This window comes from Rhodanobacter sp. 7MK24, from assembly GCF_014842995.1.
GTDB lineage: Bacteria > Pseudomonadota > Gammaproteobacteria > Xanthomonadales > Rhodanobacteraceae > Rhodanobacter_A.
The window spans coordinates 30,730-46,773 of record NZ_JACYXL010000009.1; the positions used below are offsets into that span (position 1 = coordinate 30,730).

Below are 16,044 nucleotides of genomic sequence, written 5' to 3' on the forward strand. Positions count from 1 at the left end.
CTATACTGCGGCGTCGCGTTTCCCCACAGGTGTTCGATCATGCGCCGTTCATTGCTGCCGCTGCTTTGCCTCGCCGTCGCCATGCTTGCCGGCTGCGGCAACAAGGGCCCGCTGTACATGCCGAACAGCCCGAACCCGCCGGTATACGTGCCGCCCAAGCCCGTTCCTGCGCCGTCCGCTACGGCAACCGGCCCGGCACCGGATGCGCCGACGGCGGCGAGCAGCGCGCCTATCTCCGCCAGCAGCAGCGCCACGCACTGAGCTTTGCCGATGCTTCGGTTCTCCAAGATGCATGGCCTGGGCAATGACTTCGTCGTGCTCGATTGCCGCACCACACCGTTTGTGCTGGACGAAGCCGGCATACGCGCGCTGGCGGACCGTCGCACCGGCGTAGGCTTCGATCAGCTGCTGAGCGTGGAGCCGGCATGCGATCCGTCCTGTGCGTTCTATTACGGCATCTGGAATACCGATGGCTCGCCCGCGCGTCAGTGCGGCAACGGCGTGCGCTGCGTGGCGGCGTGGTTGTTCCGCGCCGGTGCGTTGACGGCGGATGAGCCTGTTCGACTGGAAAGCCCGTCCGGTCCGGTGACGGTGCGCCTGCTTTCCGCCCACGAAGTCACCGTGGAGATGGGCGAGCCACAGTTCGCACCAGATCGGATTCCGTTCGCAGCGGATACCGAATCGACTCGTTACGTGATCGACGTCGACGGCACGTTGCTGGAAATAGGTGCGGTGTCGATGGGCAATCCGCATGCAGTGGCATTGGTGAACGAACTGGCCGACAGCACCGCGGACCGGCTGGGTCCTGCGCTCACCACGCATCCGCGTTTCGCCGAGGGTGCGAACGCCGGCTTCGTCGAACGCCTTTCCCGGCAGCACCTGAAACTGCGCGTGCACGAGCGCGGCGTGGGTTGGACGCTCGCCTGCGGCACCGGCGCCTGCGCGGCGGTGGCGGTGTTGCGCCAACGTGGCGAGGTCGACGAGCAAGTACGCGTGGATCTGCCCGGCGGCTCGCTACGCATCGCGTGGCCCGGCCCTGGCCGCCCGTTGTGGATGACCGGCCCGGCGGCCTTCGCATTCGAAGGCGATTGGCCAGGAGTCTGAGCGTAGAAACGCTCAAGACGAAAAGCTCGTTCTGCAGAGCAGATTTTCGTCGGTTCGCCGGCCCGTAGTGGTTCCGTGGGCCAAGATGCGGCGGAAATCTGCTCCGGAGAACGGGCTTTGCGGCCCGAACGGCTTCCACCGCTCAGGCTCCAGATTGATCGAACGGCGCGTCCATCGCACACTCGCCGCATGACCGCCGCAGGAAATCGTGCATGAACGCCCCCTTGTCCGACGACACCACCGAAGCCGGCGTGGTTGCGGCCTATCTGAAGCGGCATCCTTCCTTCCTCACGGATTACCCCGAGTTGGCCGCGCAACTCACCATGCCGCGCGAACAAGGCTCGGTGTCTTCGCTGGCTGCCTACCAGTTGCAACAGTTGCGCGACAAGAACGCGGAGCTGGAACGGCGACTGGTCGAACTCACCAGCATCGCCGCCGACAACGAAAAATTGATGGAGCGCGTGCACGCGCTCACCGTGGCACTGCTGCGCGCGAACACGCTGGAAGTGACCACGCGCACCGTGATCGCCAAACTCAACGAAGATTTCCACACCGAGCAGGTGCGCCTGCTGCTGTTCGGCCGCCACGCCGACCTGCCGCGTTCGGACTGGCTGCGCCAGGTCGGTGGCGGGGCTGCCGAACTGCCGGAACTGGCCGAACTGCTGCAGCGACGCGATCCCGTTTCAGGCCGCCTGTCGCCCGAGAAGCTGACGCAGCTGTTCGGCGACGATGCGGCTTCGATCCGCTCGGCGGCGCTGATACCGCTGGGCAACGCCGGCATGCTCGCCATCGGCAGCCACGACCCGGACCGCTTCCAGCCCGGCATGGGCACGCTGTTCCTCAAGATGATCGCCGCCACCGTCACCGCCGCACTGGCGCGGGCGCGGGATCTCGCCTGAGCAACCCATGACTCCCACCCAACAGGTCGAAGCCTGGCTCGGCCGCCTCGCGGGCGAACGGCAGGCTTCGCCGCATACCGTGGACGGTTACCGCCGCGATCTCGCCAAGCTCACGGGGTGGATGGAAACGCAAGGCTTCGCCGGCTTCGAGGCGCTGGAGCCGAATCGCCTGCGCCAGTTCGTGGCCGCCCAGCATCGCGCCGGACTCTCGCCGAAAAGCCTGCAGCGCCTGCTTTCCTCCTGCCGCAGCCTGTTCCGCCAACTCACCCGTGAAGGCCTGCTGGCGCACGATCCGCTGGCCGGCGTGCGCGGCCCCAAGGTGCACCGCAAGCTGCCCGTGGTGCTGGATGTGGACGAGGCCGCCACTCTGGTGGAGTCCGGCAACGACGGCACGCTGGCACCCCGCGACCGCGCAATGCTGGAACTGTTTTATTCCAGCGGCCTGCGTTTGTCCGAGCTGGTCGGCCTGTGCTGGAACGACCTCGACCTCGACGGCGGCGAAGTGCGCGTCCTGGGCAAGGGTCGCAAGACACGCATCGTGCCCGTGGGTCGCCACGCCGTAACTGCCTTGCGTGCGCTGGGTGAAACCACCGGCAGGACACCCGAATCACCGGTGTTCCGCGGGCGTGGCGGCGCGGCCATCAATCCGCGCACCGTGCAGATGCGGTTGCGCAAGCTCGCGCTCGCGAATGGCTTCGCCAAGCACGTGCACCCGCACCTTCTGCGCCACACTTTCGCCAGCCACATGCTGGAATCTTCCGGCGACCTGCGTGCGGTGCAGGAACTGCTGGGCCATGCCGACATCGCCACTACGCAGATTTACACGCACCTGGATTTCCAGCATCTGGCGAAGGTGTACGACGCTGCGCATCCCAGGGCCAAGAGAAAGTAAACGCGCCTCTTGCGTTTGCCCCTTCTCCCCTCTGGGAAGAAAGTTGGGATGAGAGACGGTCCTTGCACGGGAGCTGCTTGCTGAAGCTCGCTTCGACAAGATCCCTTGCCAGCTTGACCCCTCCCCCAACCCTCTCCCCTGCGGGTAGGGGGAGCGAACGGTCCGGGCGGGTCCGGTCCGCATTGAAGCCCCGGCGAACCGACCCCATCTGGTTCGCTCAACCTCGGAGCTTTTCATGGAATCCTTCCACGCTACCACCATCGTCAGCGTGCGCCGCAACGGCAAGATCGTGATCGGCGGCGACGGCCAGGTCACGCTCGGCAACATCGTGGCCAAGTCCAATGCACGCAAGATCCGTCGCCTCGGCCGCAACGCGGACGTGCTGGCCGGTTTCGCCGGTGCCACGGCCGATGCCTTTACCCTGTTCGAACTCTTCGAGCAGAAACTCGACAAGCACGGCAACAATCTCACCCGTGCTGCGGTGGAGATGGCCAAGGAGTGGCGTACCGACCGCCGCCTCGGCCGCCTCGAAGCCATGCTGGCGGTGGCCGACAAGGAAGCTTCGTTGCTGATCTCCGGCAACGGCGACGTGCTGGAGCCCGAGCACGGCCTGATCGCCATCGGCTCCGGCGGCCCGTATGCGCAATCCGCTGCGCTGGCGCTCCTGGAAAACACCGAGCTGGACGCGCGCGCCGTGGTCGAGCGTGCGCTGAAAATCGCCGGCGACATCTGCATCTACACCAACCACAACACCACGATCGAAGAGCTGTAAGCCGCTACTCGCATCGCTTCAATGCCGTCGTTCCGGCGCAAGCCGGAATCCGGAGCCTCTCGGCCTGACCGAGCGCTCTCGTCACTGGATCCCGGCCTGCGCCGGGATGACGGACAAAAATCCAACCTTCCGGTGTCCCATGTCCGAACTGACCCCCCGCGAAATCGTCAACGAACTCGACCGCTACATCATTGGCCAGCACGACGCCAAGCGTGCTGTGGCGGTGGCATTGCGCAGCCGATGGAGGCGCATGCAACTCGCGCCGGAAATGCGCAACGAGATCACGCCGAAGAACATCCTGATGATCGGCCCCACCGGTGTGGGCAAGACCGAGATCGCGCGTCGCCTCGCCACGCTGGCCAACGCACCATTCGTGAAGGTGGAAGCCACCAAGTTCACCGAAGTGGGCTACGTGGGCAAGGACGTGGAATCCATCATCCGCGACCTCGCCGACGTGGCCTACAAGCTCACCCGCGAATTGGCGATCAAGCGCGTCCGCACGCAGGCGGAGGATCGCGCCGAGGATCGCATTCTCGATGCGCTGTTGCCGCGTCGACAGACGCCCACCGACTGGAGCCACGACCAGGCCACCACGCCGACAGCCGACAGCGACACCCGCCAGAAGCTGCGCAAGCAACTGCGCGAGGGTGCGTTGGACGAGCGCGAAATCGAGCTGGATTTCGCCATGAACGTGGGTGTGGAAATCATGTCGCCGCCGGGCATGGAGGAGATGGGCGCACAACTGCGCCAGATGTTCCAGAACATCGGCGGCGCCAAGACCCAGCACCGCAAGCTGGCGATCAAGCTGGCACGACCGATACTGGTCGAGGAAGAAGCCGGCAAGCTGCTCAACGACGAGGAGATCCGGGCGCAGGCGGTCGAGGCCGCCGAGCAGAACGGCATCGTCTTCCTCGATGAGATCGACAAGGTGGCGCAACGCTCGGAGTGGGGTGGCGCCGGCGTCAGCCGCGAAGGCGTGCAGCGCGACCTGCTGCCGCTGGTGGAGGGTTCCACCGTCTCCACCAAGTACGGCCCGTTGAAGACCGATCACATGCTGTTTATCGCCTCGGGCGCGTTCTCGCTGGCGAAGCCCTCCGACCTGATCCCGGAATTGCAGGGACGCCTGCCGATCCGCGTGGAGCTTAGCGCCCTGTCGGTGGACGACTTCAAGCGCATCCTGCGCGAACCGCACAACGCGCTGACCAAGCAGTACGTGGCCCTGTTGGGTACGGAGGGCGTGAGCCTGGAGTTCACCGAATCCGGCGTCGATCGCTTGGCCGAAGTGGCTTACCAAGTGAACGAACGCACCGAAAACATCGGTGCGCGCCGCCTGCATACCGTGATGGAGCGGTTGCTGGAAGGCATCTCCTATGAAGCAGCAGACAAATCCGGCGAAAAATACCTTATCGACGCCGAACAGGTAGACAAAAACCTTGGCTCGCTGGTGCATAACGAGGATCTGAGCCGCTACATCCTCTGAGGTGCGGATGGCATGAAGCGCGCCAATGCATACAAATGGCGCGTTTTATTTGTATTTTCGCCGAAGATAGCGGAAAACGTCCTCTAAACAAGCCTTCACGGTCGCTCTGCTAAAATATTCACCATGGCAAAGATTCTCGAATTCAAGACCAACGGCTTGCGCGCCCAGCTGCGCGAAGCGCAGGAACAGCAGACCATGGTGCGCCTGTGGCGTACCGAGTTGGAGCACGGCAGCTTCTGCGGCTATGTGGGTGGCGTGGGCAACGAGTTCGTGCTGCTGTCGGTAGTCGGCGACGGCATCACCGATGACGGCATCTACGTGATGCGCCACCGCGACATCACCGAACTGGAATCACCGGAACGCCATCATGTCTTCATGGCCAAGGCGCTCGCAGTGAAGGGCATATCCCCCCGCCTGCCACCCAACTTCCCGCTGGATTCGGTTCGCGATGTCGTGAAAGCCGCCGGCGCGATGTCGCCGGTGATTGCCGTGCACGTGGACACCGAGGAAGAAGAGGAAGTCTGCTACATCGGCAGCCTCGCCAGCGTCGACGAGGATGGCTTCTATCTGCAGGAACTCAGCCCCGATGCAGAATGGATGCGCCAGGCCTCGTTCTTCGCCTGGGATGAGGTCTCCACGCTGAGCATCGGCGACGGCTACGCCCAGGCCCTGCTCGCCGTGGCGGGCCCGGCCCCGTCGCTGGAACCAGGCGACGCGGGCATCGGCCACATGCACTGAACCTGCTTCCCGATTGCAACGATGACGCCCGCCGCTGACCCGGCGGGCGCTTTCGTTTCGTCCCGCCGAAATCCAGGGAAGTCCCTTCATGCGCCTCAGGTAAACCCGCTGCCGCCAGCCCCGTTACCGGACAGGCGACACCGCTGCAATACATCTGCGCGATTCACGCCTGCCATGGAGACCTTTCATGCACACGATTTCATTGCGATTGACTGTCTGCGCCCTGGCCTTCGGCTTGCTCGTGGCCGCGCCGCTCGGCGCCGTATCTGCGCAGGACGCTCCGCCGTCCGCATCCGATGCGCCTGCGGCGCCGCACCGCTTGCCTGATCCGCAGAAGCAGGCCCATCGACTGGCACACAAACTTGGCCTCGACGCCGACCAGCAATCGAAGCTGGCCGCGATCTTCGGCAATCGCCAGCAGCAGGTCGCTGCCGTCCGTGCCGACAACACGCTATCCATGCGCGACCGCAGGACGAAGTTGCTCGCCATCCATCAGGACAGCGAAAGCCAGATAAAGGCGCTGCTCTCGCCGACCCAGCAGCAGCAATACGCGCAGCTGCAACAGGCCATGAAGGCACACCGTGAGGCCCAACAGGAGTCGAACCAGGCTGCCCCCGAAAGCCATTGAGTCCAGGGGAGCATGCCGACTGCGCGAGGCCACGCTTGGCATAACCGGTGCCGCACCGTTTACCCTGCGGTTTCCATCGCCACGGAAACCCGCATGAGCTGCATCGTCGTCGTCGGCAGCATCAACATGGATCTGGTCACGCTCGCGCCGCGCTTCCCCGGCGCTGGCGAAACCCTGCTCGGCAGTCGTTTCCTCACCGCGCATGGAGGCAAGGGTGCGAACCAGGCGGTCGCCGCGGCGCGCCTGGGCGCCAGTGTAAGCATGGTCGGCGCGCTGGGCCGCGATGCCTTTGGCGACCAGTTGCACGCGGGGCTGGTGCGTGAAGGTGTCGACCTCGCCCACGTCGCCCGCATCGACCATGAAGGCAGTGGCAGCGCATCCATCACCGTGGCGGAGGGCGAGAACCAGATCATCGTGGTGCCTGCCGCCAATGCGTGCGTCACGCCGGCGCAGGTGGAAGCCGCGCGGGAAACCATCGCGCAGGCCGACGCCGTGCTGGTGCAACTGGAAATTCCCCTCGACGCTGTCGAAGCCACATTGCGGCTGGGTCACCTGCTCAAGGTTCCCGTCATTCTCAATCCCGCACCCGCGCAGAAGCTGCCGCATGAATGGCTGCAGCTGGCCAGCTACCTCACTCCCAACCAGCACGAACTCGCTACTGTCCTCGGTGAAGACGCGCACTCGGATTTCCGCGACCTGATGCGTCGCGCACCAGGCCCCGTGGTACTTACCCGCGGCAGCGAAGGCGCGTGGTACCAGGACTCCGCGCAGCCCGAACCCCAACACCAGCCTGGCTTCGCCGTGGACGCCACCGACACCACCGGCGCTGGCGACACCTTCAACGGTGCGCTCGCCGTATTCCTGCGCGAAGGCCTGCCGCAAGCCGTGCGCAAGGCCTGCGCTGCGGCCGCTCTGTCGGTGACCAGGCTGGGCGCGCAAGGCGGCATGCCGCGGCGGGCCGAGCTGGATGCATTCCTCGCAGACGGCCCCCGCGCATGAGCCCGCTGGAAATCGCGGCCAACCTGCTGGCCGGTGCGTCCATCATCCTGGCCGGACGCAACAGCGTGCACACCTGGTGGACCGGCATCGTCGGCTGCGGCCTGTTCGCCTTCGTTTTTCTGGACAGCCGCCTGTACGCCGACACCGTGCTGCAGGTCTTCTTCGTGATTACAAGCATCGTGGGCTGGTGGCAGTGGCTGCATGGAGACCACGGCGAAGAACTCCCGGTCACCGACCTGCCGGCGCGCAAGCTGTGGCTGCAACTGCTGTCCGGGGCGATCGGCGCGGTCTGCTACGGCCTGTTGCTCCGCCGTTTCACCAATGCCTACTCGCCCTTCCTCGATTCCACCGTGCTGGCCTTCAGCATCGTGGCGCAATTGCTGATGATGCGCCGGCACGTGCAGAACTGGCCGTTCTGGCTGCTGGTCAATTCCATTGCCGTGCCGCTGTACGCCAGCCGCGGCCTGTACCTCACCTCGGCGCTGTATGCGGTGTACTGGATCAACGCGCTGGTGTCGTGGAGGCATTGGCTGCGATTGCGCGACGCTGCTACTCACTTGCCGATGCAGAACGACCCAAAGATGGCGCCGAGCAAATCGTCGCTGGTATAGCTGCCGGTGATTTCGCCCAAAGCGAGCTGGGCCTGGCGCAACTCTTCGGCAGCCAATTCGCCGGCGCGGGCAGCAGTAAGCGCATGAGCCGTACGGATGAGGTGGTCACGCACGGTCTCGAGCGCGAGCACATGGCGGCGACGAGCGCTGAAGGCACCTTCGCCGCTGCCTGCACCGGCGAGCTGCTTTAAGTGTTCGCGCAGGACATCCAGGCCTTCGCCGGTTTTGGCGGAAGCCCACAGCCAGCGGACGCCATCGCGGATTTCCGTGTGCTGCGTGGCGTTGGCCAAGTCGATCTTGTTGACTAGCACCAGGCGTTCGGCCCCTTCGGGCAAGTGTGCGAAAAGAGCGAGGTCAGCCTCCGCATGCTTTGCATCGGTGACCAGCAGCGCCGCGTCTGCGCGTTGCAGTTCGCCATGCGCGCGGCGAACGCCTTCGCGCTCCACTTCGTCGTCGGTATCACGCAGACCGGCGGTGTCGGCCAATTCCAGCGCGATGCCGTCGAGCGATACGCTTTCACGCAATACGTCGCGGGTGGTGCCGGCGATGGAAGTGACAATGGCGCGCTCGCTGCCGGCCAGCGCATTGAGCAGGCTGGACTTGCCGGCATTCGGACGGCCGGCGATAACCACGCGCAAGCCATCGTTCAAGCGCAGGCCGCGTTGCGCTTCGCGCAACAGTTCGCCGAGTTGCGTGCGCAAACTATCGAGTCGCCGTGTTATGGCGGGATCGGCAAGGAACTCGATTTCCTCCTCCGGAAAATCGATGGCGGCTTCGATGTGCACGCGCAGTGCGATCAGTGTCTGCAGCAGTGCATCCACCTTGCGCGAGAACACGCCCTCCATCGAACGCAACGCGGCGCGCGCGCCCGCCTGTGAGCGCGCGGCAATCAAGTCGGCCACGGCTTCGGCCTGAGCCAGATCCAGTTTGCCATTGAGGAAGGCGCGCTCGGTGAATTCACCGGGGCGTGCGAGCCGCGCACCGAGTTCGCACACGCGGCGCAGCAGCGCATCGAGCAACACCTGACTGCCGTGACCTTGCAGCTCCAGCACATGCTCGCCGGTATAAGAGGCGGGAGCAGGGAAGTGCAGCAGCAGGCCGTGGTCGATCGCTTCGCCGTGCGTGTCCCGGAAGGTACCGAAGTGCGCATGGCGTGGCTGCGGCGCTCGGCCGAGCAGGGTTTGCGCAATGGCTGGCACCAGTGACCCTGACACGCGCAGCACACCCACCCCGGCTGCGCCCGGCGCACTGGCGATGGCGGCAATGGTATCGATGTGCTGGGTCATGGCGTGAGCGTAAACGAAGACGGCCGCAACGGTTGCCCGGCGCGGCCGCCTCGGTCAAAAAGATAGGGTTACGAGTGCGGCTCGGAAGACGCTTGTTTGACTCTGCAACCACCATCCTTGGTAGTCGCCGTTCATTCCATTGCTCACGCGATGTGAAAATCGCCCAAGCAAATTTTTCGCGATCAGGAACGATCGCAAGAGTCAGTCGTCAGGCCGCCTTGGCCGTCGCTTCCTCGTGTTCCACGTGATGGGTGATCCACCATTGCTGACCAAGGCCCACCAGGCCGTTCACTGCGTAGTAGAGGCACAGGCCCGCGGGGTAGAAGGCGAACATCACCGAGAAGATCAGCGGCATCACCTTCATCATCTTCGCCTGCGCAGGATCCATGCCCGCCGCAACCGGGTTGAGCCACTGTGTGCCCAGCATCACCGCTGCGTAGATCACCGGCAGGATGTAGAGCGGGTCGTGCGCGCTGAGGTCGGGAATCCACAGGAACGATGCCTGGCGCAGTTCCAGCGAATACTCCAGTACGTAGAGCAGGGCAAAGAACACCGGCATGGTGATGAGCACCGGCAGGCAGCCCGCCATCGGATTCACCTTCTCCTTCTTGTACAGCTCCATCTGTGCCTGTTGCAGCTTGGCCTTGTCGTCGCCGTAGCGCTCCTTGAGCGCCTGGATGCGCGGTTGCAGCTTGCGCATCTTGGCGCTGGAGCGGTACTGCATCGCGGTGAGCTTCCAGGTGGCGCCCTTGATGAGCAGCACCAGCAGGATGATCGCCAGGCCCCAGTTCTTCACGATGGAATGCAGGAACGACAGGATGCCGTGCATCGGCACGGCGATGGCCTTGAACATGCCGTAGTCGATAGTGAGATCCAGCCCGGGTGCCACCGCGCCCAGCTGGCCCTGCAGGTTGGGGCCGACGTAGAGACGCGCCTTCGCGTCCACGCTCTGCCCTGGCGCCACATTGATCGTGGGGCCGATGGCGCGGATGAGATAACGCGGATGCTCGCTGCCCGGGTTCACCGTGTCGGTGGAATAACTGGCGGTTTCATCGGCCGGCGGAATCCATGCGGCGAAGAAGTACAGCCGCAGCATCGCGGCCCAGCCGCCCTTGAAGGAAGCATCCAGCTTGTCCTTGGGTTCGGCGAGATCCTTGAACGACAGCTTCTCGAACTTCTCGCCGGTGTACCAGGCCGCACCCTGGAAGCTGCGCGCTTCCGGGTGGGACATATTGGTCAGCCAGTTGCCGTCGTGCGGCGGCTCGGCGCGCAGCAGCTGGGTGTAGGCATTGCCCTGCCATGGCGTGCTGCCGGCGTTGTCGATCTTCTGGTCCAGCGCGACCACATAGCTGCCGCGGGCGAAATGGTAGGTCTTGGTGACCTTGAGACCCTTGGCGTCCTGCCAGGTCAGCGGAACATCCAGCTCATTCTGACCCGCAGCGAGTTTGTAGTCGGTCTGCGCGCCCTGGAACACGGCGAGATGGTTGGGCTGGTCGGCCGCATCGGCATCGCTGCTGCTGACGAGGCCGTTCTGTGCCACGAAGTAATGCGCGTCGCTATTGTCGAACAGGGTGACCGGCGCAGGATTCGGGTCCTTCTTCGTGCGCGGCGTCACCGGATAATCCAGCAACTCGGAACGCACGATGCTGCCGCCGCGCGTGTCGATGGTGAGTCGCAGTATGTCGGTGGTGACGGTGATCAGCGACGAAGACGCGCTGTCGCCGGAGGCATTGCTGACGCTTGGCGAGGCGCCGGGCTGCGCACCCGGCGCTCCTGTCGTGCTGGCGGCGGCAACCGGGGCCGGCGGCGGCGCCATGTAGTCCTTCTGCCAGGTCATGAACAGGAAATAGCCCACGGCAAGCAGGGCGAACAGGAGGAAGTTGCGTGTTTGGTTCATCGGCTCACGGATCCGGACGACGCCACGCAGCACGCGGCCACAGAGGAAGAGGGAAGGTCAACGCACGATTGTGGCGGCGGCATCGGTCGGCATCAATGGCGCTGGGTCGCATCGGGCGCCGGTTCGACCGGTTCCAGCCGGATCGCCGCAAGGCGACGCCATAGCGCGTCGGCCTCGGCCAGCAATTCCGCTCCGGACAGTTGCACGGCCTGTTCGCGCGCCATCACCACCACGTCGACCGGCGGCAACCGGTCACGGATGTTGCGGAACGATTCGCGCAACAGGCGCTTCAGACGATTGCGGTCCACTGCGAGCTTGGACGCCCGCTTGGAAATCGCCAGACCCAACCGCGCATGAGGCAAGCCATTCGGCCGATAGCGCAAATGAAAACAGCGGCCACCGAGGCGGCCGCTGCTAGCTCGCAACGCTGCGAAATCGCCGGCCAGTCGCAGCCGCGACTGACGCGGCAAGCCGGCAGGACGCATGGCTGCCGTCCCGATTACGGGATCAGGCGCTTGCGGCCCTTGGCGCGGCGGGCGTTGAGGATTTTGCGACCGTCGGCGGTGGCCATGCGGGCACGGAAGCCGTGGGTGCGAGCGCGCTTGAGCTTGCTGGGCTGGAAGGTCCGCTTCATGGCGTTGCTCCGAAGGGAATGAATGTTGGGAAAAAGGTCGCAAAGTATGCATTGGGCCGCTGGGCGCTGTCAAATCAAAGCGTTCCAACCCCAACCCGATGTCACGCCGCAGCTTGTGAGTGCATATGTGGATGGTTTGGGGATGACGCACCGAAGCCTGCTGCTAGACTTGTCGATCCACCCTGCGCGCAAGCGCCCCTGCCTGTGGACGAGAGACTTCATGAGTGAGTTGTGGCGGCGCTGCCTTGGGCGTCTGGAAGGCGAGTTGAGCGCCGAGGATCTGCACACCTGGCTGATGCCGTTGCAGGCCCGCGAGGACGAAACCGGACTGGCGCTTTTTGCACCCAACTCCTACACCCTGGAAACGGTGCGCGCGCGCTACCTGCCGCAAATCAGCACCTTGCTGGCCCAACTCGCCGGTCGCGACTTGCCGGTGCGACTGGATGTCGGCTCTAGCACCCCACACAATCCGGCCAAGCCGGCCATCAAACCTGCTGCCAGCGGGGCGATCGAGTCGATTCAGGCGCAGACGCCAGCCTTCAACCACAACCTCGACCCGCACTACACCTTCGAGACCTTCGTCGAGGGCAAGTCCAACCAGCTGGGCAAGGCCGCCGCGATGCAGGTGGCGCAGAACCCCGGCCGCGCCTACAACCCGCTGCTGCTGTACGGCGGCACCGGCCTCGGCAAGACCCACCTGATGCATGCCGCGGGCAACCTGATGCGGCAGAACAATCCGAACTGCAAGGTGCTGTACCTGCGCTCGGAACAGTTCGTGGGCGCGATGATCGAAGCGTTGCGCACCAAGAGCATGGACCAGTTCAAGCTGCGGTTCCGCTCCGTGGATGCCCTCTTGATCGACGACATCCAATTCTTCGCCGGCAAGGACACCACGCAGGAAGAGTTTTTCCACACCTTCAACGCACTGTTCGAGTCCAAGCAGCAGATCATCCTTACCTGCGACCGCTATCCCAAGGAAGTGGACAAGCTGGAGCCGCGCCTTAAGTCGCGCCTGGGCTGGGGTCTTTCCGTGGCGATCGAGCCGCCGGATTTCGAGACGCGCGCGGCGATCCTGCTTTCCAAGGCGCACGACAAGGGCGTGGCGGTGGACGAGCACGTGGCGATGCTGCTGGCCAAACGTATCCGCTCCAACGTGCGCGACCTCGAGGGCGCGCTGAACACGCTGGCGGCGCGGGCGAATTTCTACGGCAAGCCGATCACCACGGACTTCGCCGAGGAGACCCTGCGCGACCTGCTGGCCACTCACGCGCAAGCAGTGACGGTGCCGAACATCCAGAAGGTGGTGGCCGAGTACTTCAACATCCGCCTGCAGGATCTGCTCTCCACGCGCCGTGTACGTTCGTTGGCGCGTCCGCGACAGATCGCGATGGCGTTGTCCAAGGAACTGACCGACCACAGCTTGCCCGAGATCGGCGACGCCTTCGGCGGACGCGACCACACTACGGTTTTGCACGCCTGCCGCACCATCAAGAAGCTGTGCGAAGGCGATCCCCGCATGCGTCAGGACTGGGAACAGCTGATCCGCATCCTTACCGGTTGAGTATTTTCGCAGGCTGAAGCACAAGTTCTTGATAAGCTGCATGGGAAGCTGTGGATAATGCGTGGACAGGCGAGGCGGTAAAGTTATCCACAAACCGCCCACGTCGAAGGCACTGCTTTCCGCACACCCATATTTGTTGCCAAGCGATTGATTCAAAAAAGATAAACGGCAGAAAAAAGTTATCCACGCCGTCTACAGCAACTACCAACTTTCTCTTAAAGACAGAACAGCAGGCATAGGGGTCGCGCCGACATGCAATTCAGCATCCAACGAGAAGCTCTGCTCAAGCCACTGCAACAGGTCGTGGGCGTGGTGGAACGCCGCCAGACTCTGCCGGTACTGGCCAACCTGCTGGTGAAAGTCGTCGATGGCCAACTCTCGCTGACCGGAACCGATCTGGAAGTGGAGATGATTGCCACTTCGACAGCTGACAAGCTGGTCGAAGGTGAAATAACCATACCTGCACGCAAATTCTTCGACATCGTCCGTGCGCTTCCGGATGGAGCCAACGTCGAGCTGAAGCTCAATGGCGACCGTGTTGCCCTGAGTGCCGGTCGCAGCCGCTTCACGCTGACGACCTTGCCCGCAAGCGAATTCCCCACCATCGATTCGATTGAATTGGTGGAAAAGGTCAGCCTGCCGGAAGAAGCCTTGCGCGACCTGATGGAGCGCACTGCGTTCGCCATGGCGAACCAGGACGTTCGCTATTACTTGAATGGCATGTTGCTGGATCTGCAGGAACACAGCCTGCGTTGCGTGGCGACTGACGGACATCGACTCGCCATGAAGGAAACAAGCCTGGCGACCACGGTGAAAGCGCGTAGGCAGATCATCATTCCGCGCAAAGGCGTGAACGAGTTGATCGGACTGCTGGAGCCAGGCGAAGGCACGGTGGAGCTGGAATTCGGTCGCAACCACCTGCGCGTGCGACGCGGTGGAGTGACCTTCACATCCAAACTGATCGACGGTCGCTTCCCCGATTACGAGGCGGTGATTCCGCTGGGTGCCGACAAGACCGCGACGCTTGATCGGGAAGTGTTGCGTGGTGCCCTGCAACGTGCGGCGATTCTTTCGAATGAAAAATACAGGGGCGTGAAGCTGGAGCTGTCGCCGGGCAAGCTGCGCATAGTTGCGCACAACCCCGAACAGGAAGAGGCCGTGGAAGAAGTGGAAGCCGACACCCATGTCTCCGACCTGGCTGTGGGTTTCAACGTGGGTTACCTGCTGGATGCGCTTTCCGCACTGCGTGGCGAACAGGCCCGGTTGAGCCTGCGCGATGCGCAGTCCAGCTGTCTCGTGCAAGAGCACGATAGCGAGCAGGCCCGCCACGTCATCATGCCCTTGCGCCTCTGACACATGCCTTTCGGCAAGTATCGTGACATCAAGCAACGCCGGAGCCGTCGCCAGACGCTCCGGCGTTCTTGCTTTGGACGACAGTCGAGATGAGGCTGGATCGCCTGCGCATCCAGAACCTTCGCTGCCTGAATAACGCCGATCTAGGGCTGGCGCCTGGCATCAATGTCTTCGTGGGTGCCAATGGAGCTGGCAAGACCAGCGTGTTGGAAGCGGTTTTTCTGTTGTCGCATGCTCGCTCGTTCCGAAGCGGGGCGCGGGAGGCTTTGCTGGCACGCGGCGCGTCGCGCCTGTTCGTATTCGCCGAACTACGCCAGGCGGAAGATCGTCTGATGCGTTTGGGCCTGGGGCGCGAGGCTTCGCGTTGGGAAGCACGCATGGAAGGCGAAAGCGTGAACCTGGGCGAGCTGATCGCCGAATGTGCAGTGGCTTGTTTTGAGCCCGGTTCTCACGCCTTGATCGCTGGTGCAGCCGAAGAACGGCGACGCTTCCTTGATTGGGGTGTGTTTCACGTGGAACGTGCGTTCCTGGAAACGTGGCGTCGCTACCAACGTGCCTTGAAGCAACGCAATAGTTTGTTGCGCACCGGAATCGAGCTCAGTTCGTCGTTGTATACCCCGTGGGAAACCGAACTTGCCACGCTGGCGGATTGGTTGGACCACCATCGTCGGGAATACCTGGAGCAACTGCGTCCTCATCTGCATGCCTGCGTGGCCGCTTTGCTTCCTGAGCTTGGCGAACCGGATTTGCGCTACCGACGCGGATGGTCGGATGAGAAGAGTCTTCGCGAACAGCTGGAAGCTCAGCGGGGTAGGGATCTAGCCCGTGGCCACACTGGTCTAGGGGCACATCGGGCGGATTGGTCGCTGGCCTTCGAGCAGGCACCGCAACGGGAGCATCTTTCCCGGGGCCAGGAAAAGCTTGCGGCTCTGGGTTGCATGCTGGCGCAGGCGCGGCTTTATGCCGACCAACATGGCGACTGGCCCATCATTTGCCTTGACGATCTCGCCTCCGAACTCGATGACGCACATCAGAGAGCTGTGATCGGCCAGCTCGCCGAAAGTGGCGCGCAGGTTCTGGTGACGGGTACCGGCTTGCCCGAGCCCTTGCGCGGGTTTCCGCATCGCATGTTTCACGTGGAACAGGGTCAACTGACACCCCTGCTATAATCGACAATTCCCCGCAGGAAC

At 63.7% G+C, this 16,044-nt stretch carries 17 protein-coding genes; 13 read left to right on the forward strand and 4 right to left on the reverse strand.

Going from position 1 to position 16,044, the window contains the following annotated elements:
* Positions 1 to 39 precede the first annotated feature (39 nt).
* The 10 genes from IHE49_RS14300 to pnuC all read left to right on the forward strand — a co-directional run bounded on the left by IHE49_RS14300 (position 40) and on the right by pnuC (position 8,123).
* Complete coding sequence (locus IHE49_RS14300) at positions 40 to 261, forward strand: lipoprotein (protein ID WP_192159065.1); 222 nt, start codon at positions 40 to 42, stop codon at positions 259 to 261.
* 9 nt (positions 262 to 270) lie between these two features.
* Complete coding sequence (dapF, locus tag IHE49_RS14305) at positions 271 to 1,104, forward strand: diaminopimelate epimerase (protein ID WP_192159067.1); 834 nt, start codon at positions 271 to 273, stop codon at positions 1,102 to 1,104.
* A gap of 212 nt (positions 1,105 to 1,316) precedes the next feature.
* Positions 1,317 to 2,003: a DUF484 family protein gene (locus IHE49_RS14310; protein ID WP_192159069.1), complete on the forward strand. Its 687-nt coding sequence runs from the start codon at positions 1,317 to 1,319 to the stop codon at positions 2,001 to 2,003.
* A gap of 7 nt (positions 2,004 to 2,010) precedes the next feature.
* Entirely contained in the window at positions 2,011 to 2,895 is an 885-nt protein-coding gene (locus IHE49_RS14315; RefSeq protein ID WP_192159071.1) for a tyrosine recombinase XerC, read from the forward strand.
* 235 nt (positions 2,896 to 3,130) lie between these two features.
* Complete coding sequence (hslV, locus tag IHE49_RS14320) at positions 3,131 to 3,667, forward strand: ATP-dependent protease subunit HslV (protein WP_192159072.1); 537 nt, start codon at positions 3,131 to 3,133, stop codon at positions 3,665 to 3,667.
* 139 nt (positions 3,668 to 3,806) lie between these two features.
* The gene (hslU, locus tag IHE49_RS14325) at positions 3,807 to 5,147 is read left to right on the forward strand and encodes an ATP-dependent protease ATPase subunit HslU (protein ID WP_192159075.1); all 1,341 of its coding nucleotides are present in this window, start codon (positions 3,807 to 3,809) and stop codon (positions 5,145 to 5,147) included.
* A 123-nt stretch (positions 5,148 to 5,270) separates the two neighbouring features.
* Positions 5,271 to 5,885 carry a hypothetical protein gene (locus IHE49_RS14330; RefSeq protein ID WP_192159077.1) on the forward strand — a complete coding sequence of 205 codons (615 nt, stop codon included), beginning with the start codon at positions 5,271 to 5,273 and terminating at the stop codon, positions 5,883 to 5,885.
* Positions 5,886 to 6,072: 187 nt separating this feature from the next.
* On the forward strand, positions 6,073 to 6,513 hold the full coding sequence (locus tag IHE49_RS14335) for a hypothetical protein (protein WP_192159079.1): 441 nt from the start codon (positions 6,073 to 6,075) through the stop codon (positions 6,511 to 6,513).
* A 93-nt stretch (positions 6,514 to 6,606) separates the two neighbouring features.
* Positions 6,607 to 7,512 (forward strand): ribokinase, encoded by a 906-nt coding sequence (rbsK, locus tag IHE49_RS14340; RefSeq protein WP_192159082.1) that lies wholly within the window; start codon positions 6,607 to 6,609, stop codon positions 7,510 to 7,512.
* The gene (gene pnuC / locus IHE49_RS14345; RefSeq protein WP_192159084.1) at positions 7,509 to 8,123 is read left to right on the forward strand and encodes a nicotinamide riboside transporter PnuC; all 615 of its coding nucleotides are present in this window, start codon (positions 7,509 to 7,511) and stop codon (positions 8,121 to 8,123) included. The genes rbsK and pnuC overlap by 4 nt, the downstream gene beginning before the upstream one ends.
* On the opposite strand, the gene mnmE is transcribed toward pnuC, so the two are convergent.
* The 4 genes from mnmE to rpmH form a co-directional block, all read right to left on the reverse strand.
* Positions 8,066 to 9,409, reverse strand: coding sequence for a tRNA uridine-5-carboxymethylaminomethyl(34) synthesis GTPase MnmE (gene mnmE / locus IHE49_RS14350; protein WP_192159086.1), 1,344 nt, complete (start codon positions 9,407 to 9,409; stop codon positions 8,066 to 8,068). The genes pnuC and mnmE overlap by 58 nt on opposite strands.
* Before the next feature lie 208 nt (positions 9,410 to 9,617).
* Positions 9,618 to 11,306, reverse strand: coding sequence for a membrane protein insertase YidC (gene yidC / locus IHE49_RS14355; protein ID WP_192159088.1), 1,689 nt, complete (start codon positions 11,304 to 11,306; stop codon positions 9,618 to 9,620).
* Positions 11,307 to 11,398: 92 nt separating this feature from the next.
* The gene (rnpA, locus tag IHE49_RS14360) at positions 11,399 to 11,791 is read right to left on the reverse strand and encodes a ribonuclease P protein component (protein WP_192159090.1); all 393 of its coding nucleotides are present in this window, start codon (positions 11,789 to 11,791) and stop codon (positions 11,399 to 11,401) included.
* A 14-nt stretch (positions 11,792 to 11,805) separates the two neighbouring features.
* Positions 11,806 to 11,940: a 50S ribosomal protein L34 gene (gene rpmH / locus IHE49_RS14365; protein ID WP_008211413.1), complete on the reverse strand. Its 135-nt coding sequence runs from the start codon at positions 11,938 to 11,940 to the stop codon at positions 11,806 to 11,808.
* 220 nt (positions 11,941 to 12,160) lie between these two features.
* Here rpmH and dnaA point away from each other — a divergent pair, with 220 nt between their 5' ends.
* The 3 genes from dnaA to recF all read left to right on the forward strand — a co-directional run bounded on the left by dnaA (position 12,161) and on the right by recF (position 16,023).
* Positions 12,161 to 13,501 carry a chromosomal replication initiator protein DnaA gene (gene dnaA, locus IHE49_RS14370; RefSeq protein WP_192159092.1) on the forward strand — a complete coding sequence of 447 codons (1,341 nt, stop codon included), beginning with the start codon at positions 12,161 to 12,163 and terminating at the stop codon, positions 13,499 to 13,501.
* A 252-nt stretch (positions 13,502 to 13,753) separates the two neighbouring features.
* A complete protein-coding gene (gene dnaN / locus IHE49_RS14375) occupies positions 13,754 to 14,854 on the forward strand; it encodes a DNA polymerase III subunit beta (RefSeq protein ID WP_192159094.1) in 1,101 nt (366 codons plus the stop codon).
* An 89-nt stretch (positions 14,855 to 14,943) separates the two neighbouring features.
* Complete coding sequence (gene recF, locus IHE49_RS14380; protein WP_192159096.1) at positions 14,944 to 16,023, forward strand: DNA replication/repair protein RecF; 1,080 nt, start codon at positions 14,944 to 14,946, stop codon at positions 16,021 to 16,023.
* The last annotated feature ends 21 nt before the right edge of the window (positions 16,024 to 16,044 follow it).